General features: G+C 40.2%; 10 protein-coding genes. 3 read left to right on the forward strand and 7 right to left on the reverse strand.

Features of this window, described 5'->3' with window-relative positions; translation table 11 throughout:
- Positions 1 to 55: 55 nt before the first annotated feature.
- Positions 56 to 241, reverse strand: coding sequence for a hypothetical protein (locus tag WB217_RS16240; protein ID WP_423994305.1), 186 nt, complete (start codon positions 239 to 241; stop codon positions 56 to 58).
- 43 nt (positions 242 to 284) lie between these two features.
- On the opposite strand from WB217_RS16240, the gene WB217_RS16245 reads away from it, so the two are divergent.
- On the forward strand, positions 285 to 1,187 hold the full coding sequence (locus WB217_RS16245) for a LysR family transcriptional regulator (protein ID WP_423994306.1): 903 nt from the start codon (positions 285 to 287) through the stop codon (positions 1,185 to 1,187).
- Positions 1,188 to 1,211: 24 nt separating this feature from the next.
- Here the strand turns inward: WB217_RS16245 and WB217_RS16250 are convergent, their stop codons facing one another.
- The 6 genes from WB217_RS16250 to WB217_RS16275 all read right to left on the reverse strand — a co-directional run bounded on the left by WB217_RS16250 (position 1,212) and on the right by WB217_RS16275 (position 6,396).
- Entirely contained in the window at positions 1,212 to 2,795 is a 1,584-nt protein-coding gene (locus WB217_RS16250) for a YncE family protein (protein WP_423994307.1), read from the reverse strand.
- A 25-nt stretch (positions 2,796 to 2,820) separates the two neighbouring features.
- Entirely contained in the window at positions 2,821 to 3,432 is a 612-nt protein-coding gene (locus WB217_RS16255; protein ID WP_423994309.1) for a 4Fe-4S binding protein, read from the reverse strand.
- Positions 3,433 to 3,448: 16 nt separating this feature from the next.
- On the reverse strand, positions 3,449 to 3,826 hold the full coding sequence (locus tag WB217_RS16260; protein ID WP_423994310.1) for a c-type cytochrome: 378 nt from the start codon (positions 3,824 to 3,826) through the stop codon (positions 3,449 to 3,451).
- A gap of 312 nt (positions 3,827 to 4,138) precedes the next feature.
- Entirely contained in the window at positions 4,139 to 4,663 is a 525-nt protein-coding gene (locus tag WB217_RS16265; protein ID WP_423407933.1) for a cbb3-type cytochrome c oxidase subunit II, read from the reverse strand.
- 15 nt (positions 4,664 to 4,678) lie between these two features.
- Positions 4,679 to 6,052: a cbb3-type cytochrome c oxidase subunit I gene (locus tag WB217_RS16270; RefSeq protein WP_423994311.1), complete on the reverse strand. Its 1,374-nt coding sequence runs from the start codon at positions 6,050 to 6,052 to the stop codon at positions 4,679 to 4,681.
- Between the two features lie 212 nt (positions 6,053 to 6,264).
- The gene (locus WB217_RS16275) at positions 6,265 to 6,396 is read right to left on the reverse strand and encodes a hypothetical protein (protein ID WP_423994312.1); all 132 of its coding nucleotides are present in this window, start codon (positions 6,394 to 6,396) and stop codon (positions 6,265 to 6,267) included.
- A 146-nt stretch (positions 6,397 to 6,542) separates the two neighbouring features.
- On the opposite strand from WB217_RS16275, the gene WB217_RS16280 reads away from it, so the two are divergent.
- Together WB217_RS16280 and WB217_RS16285 are read left to right on the forward strand one after the other, a co-directional pair.
- A complete protein-coding gene (locus WB217_RS16280; protein WP_423994313.1) occupies positions 6,543 to 6,677 on the forward strand; it encodes a hypothetical protein in 135 nt (44 codons plus the stop codon).
- A 600-nt stretch (positions 6,678 to 7,277) separates the two neighbouring features.
- Positions 7,278 to 7,667: DsrE/DsrF/DrsH-like family protein (locus WB217_RS16285; RefSeq protein WP_423994314.1), on the forward strand; the 390-nt coding region annotated here is incomplete at its 3' end.

Raw genomic sequence — 7,667 nt, forward strand, 5'->3', positions numbered from 1 at the left:
ATCCTAGGTTTTACATTCAATACAGGCGTTAAACCCTGTATGGTATAATATTGTATTAGTGGTTCAAATTTTTCTTGATCCCGAAATAGGTGAACAGGGAAACAGTGGACAATATGGCCAGTGAGGCGATTTCAAATTTAACATCGCGATATGTGATTGAATCGTCCTTTGTAAAGTACATCAAACCAAAAATAAAGACAGACAATACTAAGACGGTGATGATGATATCTGCTTTTTTCATTTTATTCCCTCCAATTCTTTAGTAGTAAAGGGGTGCGATCATATTGAACTTGGAACATCTAAAGACCTTCATTGCGGCGGCTAAATATGAGAGCTTCTCCCAGGCAGGCAAGATGTTAAATTTGTCTCAGCCGGCTGTCAGCCATCAAATCAGCCAACTAGAGGCTTACTATAATAAACAATTGTTTATCCGGGCGAAACGGAAAATCACTTTATCCGAGGCCGGAGAAACTTTATATGAATATGGCCAGCAGCTGCTTGCCTTGAATGAAAAAATGGAAGGCCTTTTAGCCGCAGGCGATTTGAGCCAAACCATTAAGATTGGCTGCAGCAATACGATCGGTGAATGCTTGATTTCAAAAATGGTCCAGGACTTCATTAAATTAAATCCAGACATTTCGAGTGACCAAATTCAGATCACCATCGGGACTTCAATCCACATTACCGATTTGCTGTATGCATCAGAAATTGATCTCGCCCTTGTTGAGGGTCAAGCAGGCCGCTATAATTTTGTATCACATGAATTTTACGATGACATGCTCGTTCTTGGTGTTTCTCCTCAGCTTAGAATCAATCCTGAAAATCAAATGCCGGAAAAGCTTGCAGATATGACCTGGCTGATCCGCGAGCCTGGCTGCGCCATGAGGCAGGCAACCCTTGATTTATGGAAAGGTCTGAATATAGAACCGAAATCCGTCCTTGTCTATAACAGCAATACGTTAATCAAGGAAGGCGTGAAAAATGGATTGGGTGTGGCTGTTTTTTCAAAACTGGCAATTTGTCCTGAAATTCACACAAGACAGCTAATTGTCAGCCGTTTTAAAGACAGAGACCGTTTCCGGCCATTTTACCTGCTTCGGAAAGAAAACCAATTTAAGTCTGATCTTCATAAGAGATTATGGAACTATATAACTAACTTAGATGAAAATCCTAATGCCTCATGTTAATAAGCATTAGGATTTTTCGTTGTTTTACTCTGTGTCAGTCTTTCCATTCATTTCAATCTCTAGTTCAGTTTTAATTTTAAGTGTTTTATGTTCTGCAGTTGCAAGATAATCAATGATACTTTGTCTCGAAGCGTCGTCCATCTTCGCCCCGTTCCCTTTCATCCGGTCTACCACTGAAGTCCAGTCTTCTGCTGTTTTGCTGGAGTTCTTCATGATACGGCCGATGTCATGACACTGAAGGCATGTGCCCAGGAAAGCTTCTTCATTCGCATTCCTTGCTTTAGGGAAAACAAGAGTTGAAGCTTTTTTAATTCTGTTTGCTTCCTCTTCATTTTTTGTCTGGTATGCTAATAGTTTGTCTTTAGGCACATTCGTTTTTAAGGCAATACCGTTTGGATTCAAGCCAACAGGGATTGTCTCCCTGAAATCCTTCTTTTTTGTCATATCAATCTTAGTAAGTGTCTTATCTCCCCAGTTAGAGCCAAACATCATGCTTCCGTCAGGACTCCATGCGAGCCAGTGGATGTTTTGTACTCCCCAGATCTTTCTCACGATTTTATAATTGTCATTTGGATCCATTACTGTTAGATAGCCTGCACCGTTCTGTGAAGTATACCAGTATCCATCCGGACCTAAATAAGCCAGATTGGTTCCTCCGCCAGTTTTAACTGTTTTTATAAATTTTAATTTGTCAGTATCAATTATTGAGATTGAACCATCGTTTCTGTTTCCAGTAACAAGGTCGTGGGTATCACCCATGAAGGTAAGATTCGTTGGCTTCGGGATATCATCAAATTTCTTTAAAAGCTTTTCTGTTTTCGCATCATAAACAGCGACCTGATCATCAGCCGTATTTGATACCGCTACATATTTGCCGTCATTTGACATATCAAGACCAGAACCTGTTCCTTTTCCATAGTCTGTGGTAGTTCGTTCAAGCTTCCTCATTTCCCCAGACTCAATGTCAATTACGCTAATGTAAGGTTCAGCTTGCATGCTGACAAATAGTTTTTTGCCATCAGGAGTAACGTTCAAATCCCTTGGCTTCTTGCCAACATTTTTAAATACTTTTACCAATTCAGCAGTTTCAGCATCAATCATTCCCACTGCTTCAACTGCGTTCAAGGAAGTGAAAGCGTATTTGCCATCTCTGGAAAAAGTAAGATGCTGTGGCGCAGGCGGCTTTTCAAACCCCGGAAAATCAATCTCATGAGCCTCAAGCGTGTCCATATTGATCGCCACTACGCTAGTTCCATATCGCTGTGTCGCAAATGCCCATGTCTGGCTTTTATTCATATGGATATGGTGGGGAGTACCTGTAGTTTGAATGTATTTAACAGGATTACCCGTTTTAATATCTGCAATTGCTATTCCGTTACTAACTTCATTCGCAGACAGGATCCAGCCTTCGCCGTTCCAGTCCATATTTGTATCGGCATTGCCGTTAGGCTGATCTTTCCACCAGTTTGGAGAATAATTTTTATCCAGTTCGGGAAGTTCCTTTTGATTCACATCATTAAGGGATGTCTCTTTTACAGCAGCTTCTGAACATGCAGTAAGGGAAATGGTCAGAAGTGCGAATGCTGATAGTTTAAGAAGTTTTTTCATATATGTCCTCACCTCACTTTTTTCTTTAGAACCATCCGACAAGCAGGATCAGTACAAGGGCAGTAGTTGTTCCCCAAGTAATCCAAACTCCCGGATGTGTAAGCCATTTTGTCTTATCATCAACTTGGGAAATGCCCTGGGCAAGTCCGTACGGGCAAACTTTACAGAATGAATTTCTTGCCTTGTATGACAGTGCTGTATACAGAACACCTGTAGAAGTAACAAGGAAGAAGTATTTGTCCATCTTAAAGTTGATTAATGACTTCCAGATTGTGATTGGGTCGTAAAAATAGCTTACTGATGCGTAGGCCATGAAAAAGCTGACAACCAAACTTAATAGGAAAGTTACCGCCTTGCCTTTTTCACCTAATTTTCCTTCAATTTTGTTTAATAGCATACTGAAGGTATTATGCGGGCAAGCATATTGGCAAAATGCCCTGTATACAATCATTGATAATGCTAAAAAAGCCATCAGGAACAAGAAAAGGAATACAAAAAATAGATAACCAGCTTCATAGCTTAACTGAAAACCGAACAAAAACAATTTTTCGTTGTCAATGTCCATCCTGAATCCATTCCAAAACGGCAGAGTAAATATAATGATGAAAGAGGCCCATCTTATTACATTTTTAACCACAAAAATCCTCCTTTCTTTATCTGTAATTTTCTAAGTACGTATATACTTGGTCGATTTCTTTATCTGAATAGAGGTGACCGATTGCCGGCATCGTGTTACGGCCGTTTTTGATGACATTTTTTATGTCTTCTTCTTTCAGTCGATCCGTTACACCCTTAAGATCAGGTGCAGCTCCTGTCGCATGGCAGTTTAGGCAAGTACCTGTGAAAATAAGCTCTCCCTTGTTTTCCTGAGGTGCGGCAGCAGGTTCCACCTGTAATTTGCCTGGCATAAAGATGGCATAGCCAATTGCCCAAATTGCTACGACATAAAATACAGCTACCAATAGTTTTGGCACTTTATTATGTTCAATTTTGATATCCGAAACAATATCTTCATTATGTTCATTTTTCATCTTTTCCACCTGCCTCTTTGAATGCTGTTTTGATAGGGTTGATTACAAAATCATCTCCTTAAACGCGGGTTTAAGGAGATGCTGTTATTAAAAATAAGGCTCTGTTATACCAGGCTGTTGATTTTCGTTCCAGGCGCTTCGCTTTCCGCGGGGCTGGCGCTGAGCCTCCTCGTCGCTGCGCTCCTGCGGGGTCTCATCTGTCCAGCTGCGCCCGCAGGAGTCTACGCGCCTTCCACTACAATCAACAGGGTTAATAAAAACATTGGGCTTTAACAGAGCCAATGATAAAAAGGTTTTGGACAAATAACTTATTTATGATCCATTTCCTTCATTTTTGCTTTCTTCGAGTCTTTCCTCTGTTGGCTTAAGGCTCATTAAATAAGCGATAAGGTCATCGAGTTCCTGGTTAGACAAGTAATCGAAAGAAGGCATGATTGAACCAGGGCTAGTTGACTGGGGATCAATCAAGTGCTGACGATGCCAATCTTCATTATATTTGAGGCCAACCCACATTAAATCGGGACCAGTACGATTAGAACCCATTAATTGAGGTAAATCATACTTATAGTCGCCACCCTGTGAAACTGGACCAAGGTTTTGGTTCTGGTCAGCTGGCAATGCCCTTACGAACTGAGTATGGCAAGTCTGGCAGCCGTTTTGAATATAGACATCTCTTCCTCTTGCTTCAGCAGAATCCTCAGGGTAATTGCGCAGCTCGCCACTCGCAGTCGCTGAGTTGATTTCCGAGTCGAACAGGGGAAGGATAACCGTGCCGGCAACACCGAACATCCATAAAATAAATGCAACAATTAATACTGATGATGGTTTACGTTCCAAGTTGTTCCCTCCTCCTTAAGCAGTAGCAGCCTGTTGCTGTGATTGCTGTTTTTTCTCGATTTTTGCAAGTTTAATCGTTTTGTACATATTCCAAGCAAGGAAGAACTGAGCGACATACATCATCGTTCCGCCAATTGCGCGTCCCTTAACATAAGGTTCCATCATTAATACAGTCTTAAGGAATGGAACTCCATCGATCCAAGCGAATCCTTGTACAACACCAGCGATCCATAAAGAGAAAGCGAACACTAGGAATCCAACTGTTGAGAACCAGAAGTGAGCTTCCATTGCTCTCTTGCTGAACATTTCACGTCCGACGATCTTTGGCAGAATGTAATAAATTGCAGCGAACGATGTGAAAGAAAACGCTCCGAAAGGTCCCATATGTGCATGCCCCACAGTCCAGTGAGTGAATTTAATAACTGAACTTACAGATGGAAGAGCTTGCAGCGGTCCTTGAAGACACGCGAATAAGTAAAAAATGGTTCCTGCCATTGTGAAACGAAGCGGCACGCTCGTTCTAGTCTGGGACCATGAACCTTTCATTGTTCCCCAGAAGTTAGCTAGAACTGCCCAAACAGGAATCAATAGGACGATGGATGGAATAACTCCGGCTTTGGAGATCCAGCTAGGGATAGGTCCATTCATCAAGTGGTGAGGTCCATTCCATACGTAGAAGGTTGCGATTGCCCAGAATCCAATCATAGAAAGCTGGTGGCTATATAATGGCCGTCCAGTTAACTTTGGAAGCAGATAATAGATCTGTCCAACGCCAACTGTCGTCATCCAAAGACCAATCGCGTTATGACCTAGGAACCAGCCCATTAACCCTTGTTGTACGCCACTTGGGATAAGGGATGGCGGAAAGTTGCCGACAATCCAGGTCAATGGCAGCCATAGAAGGGAGCCAAGGAAATACCACAAGCTGACATACAGCATTTTTTCCTGTCTCTGTCCGACAGTCTTGAAAAGGTTATAAGCGACAAGTCCAATAGCTATCAGTACTTGCACGTCTACCCAAAGCGGGAATTCGCCATACTCGATAACAGAGGTCTGGCCATCCAGTAATGCAAAGAAACCTTCTAAAATGACGACGTTGTATAATACTAAAGAAAAATTACCAAGTTTTTCACTGAAAACCGTCGTTTTAGCCAGTTTTGGAATCATGTAAAACATTGAACCGACATACGCCATTGAAAGCCATGCGTAAATAACGAGCATGACGTGAGCAGAACGAATATGCCCGTATGTTGTCCAGCGATTGTTTAACAATTCTGGCCATATTTGTTTTGTTGCCGTAAGAAGTCCCATGCTCATGCCGATGATGATCCAGAAGACAGCAGCGATGAACCAATTCTTTGAAGAACTCCATTTTTCGTCTGTAAACATTTTGACACTCCCTTGTTCATAAAATAACCACATATATTTCACAATTTCTTCACAATCTGCTATTAAAATCATACATCTCTAAAACGAATACAGTTATTCAACTTTTTTATAGTGGTATCCAAATGTTTTATACGTGCGGATTAATTGGTAAATAAGCGCCATTTTTAGCATTTTTGGAAAAAAAAAACAGAGCGGGAAAATTCCAGCTCTGTTTAGTCAATATGAATTTTTTCTTCTTTTTTATTGGACTTTTTTCGCAAAGTATCAAGGATGAAGATAATCAGGACGGGAACTCCCAAGTAATAAAACAAATCAAAGAAAAATCCCAGTGATGGATGGTCCATAATGTAACCTCCTATATTGTTTGACCACATTGTAATCCCAGAGCTTTTATATTTCAACCCCCTAAAAATACTCTGGACGGTGTCAGGGATTTCTGTTAAAGTAATTCGATAGAACAAGAAATCCATAAAAATAAGGGGGGATATTGATGGTCACAGGAGCTTGGGTCTTATTGGTAGTCATGATCGCATCCACCGCATCCGCAGGCATGATCTGGTATTGGAGCAAGAAAAATGGCCTTTATGATGAAAGTGTAAAATATAGAATGCTTGATGAAGAATAGAACCTCTGGAGCACAATCTTTACAATCTGCTAATTATAAAGTTTGATTTACCAGGGTTCTATCACAACATATTCTTAATTTGTTTTCATTACCTCTTGAAAAAACTGCTAACTGCCACAGAAACACTATGCTGATAAAACTTTTTTCTTCTATTAAATATTGTCACCTTCTATTTGTACCCTCAATATACTCTTATACAAGTTAACTGCTAAAAACTGCTCATATTAATTCAAACAGTTCATATATTTTAGTTTAGACTGTGCTAAGGTCAGTATTAATTTTTATTTCCTGGTGATTAGAACATTCTAATTTAATCGGTTTAGGAAACTAATGATCGCATTTTTTTTTTACAATATTAATGATTATTATCGTCCCTGTTGAATGAAGCTGAAAACGGTCGGGTAGAGTTTCATTTAACTGAAAATATTCACCATAAATAATAAAGTCATAAAAAATTCATAATTACTGTTGACATCATCATAGAATTTTTATATGATATACCCTGTAAGGTATTTAACAACGTAATCACGTTAGAAACTATATATATTTTTTTAGATAGATAAATACCCGCTGCCGTAATGAGAGAGAGGGGAAGAGTACATGAGAGAAACGAAAAAAACAACGATTGTATTATTCAGTGGAGATTATGATAAGGTGATGGCTGCCTATATCATTGCAAATGGAGCTGCAGCTTACGACCACGAGGTAACAATATTCCACACATTCTGGGGATTGAACGCTTTAAGGAAAGATGAGCCAATCCAGGTTGAAAAATCATTCATTGAAAAAATGTTTGGCAAGATGATGCCAAGAGGCGCGAACAAAATGGGTCTTTCAAAAATGAATTTTGCAGGCTTTGGTCCCAAAATGATCAAAGACGTGATGAAAAAGCATAATGCAATGCCGCTTCCTGATCTAATCGAAATGGCTAAGGAACAGGATGTAAAGCTTGTTGCCTGCCAAATGACAGTGGACCTGCTTGGTCTAAGG

The organism is Mesobacillus sp. (assembly GCF_049588175.1).
Classification (GTDB): domain Bacteria; phylum Bacillota; class Bacilli; order Bacillales; family Cytobacillaceae; genus Mesobacillus.

Coding starts and splice junctions, on each gene's coding strand:
- WB217_RS16275 (WP_423994312.1), bottom strand. CDS start 6,396: ATGGACCATCCATCACTGGGATTTTTCTTTGATTTGTTTTATTACTTG.
- WB217_RS16260 (WP_423994310.1), bottom strand. CDS start 3,826: ATGAAAAATGAACATAATGAAGATATTGTTTCGGATATCAAAATTGAA.
- WB217_RS16240 (WP_423994305.1), bottom strand. CDS start 241: ATGAAAAAAGCAGATATCATCATCACCGTCTTAGTATTGTCTGTCTTT.
- WB217_RS16250 (WP_423994307.1), bottom strand. CDS start 2,795: ATGAAAAAACTTCTTAAACTATCAGCATTCGCACTTCTGACCATTTCC.
- WB217_RS16280 (WP_423994313.1), top strand. CDS start 6,543: ATGGTCACAGGAGCTTGGGTCTTATTGGTAGTCATGATCGCATCCACC.
- WB217_RS16270 (WP_423994311.1), bottom strand. CDS start 6,052: ATGTTTACAGACGAAAAATGGAGTTCTTCAAAGAATTGGTTCATCGCT.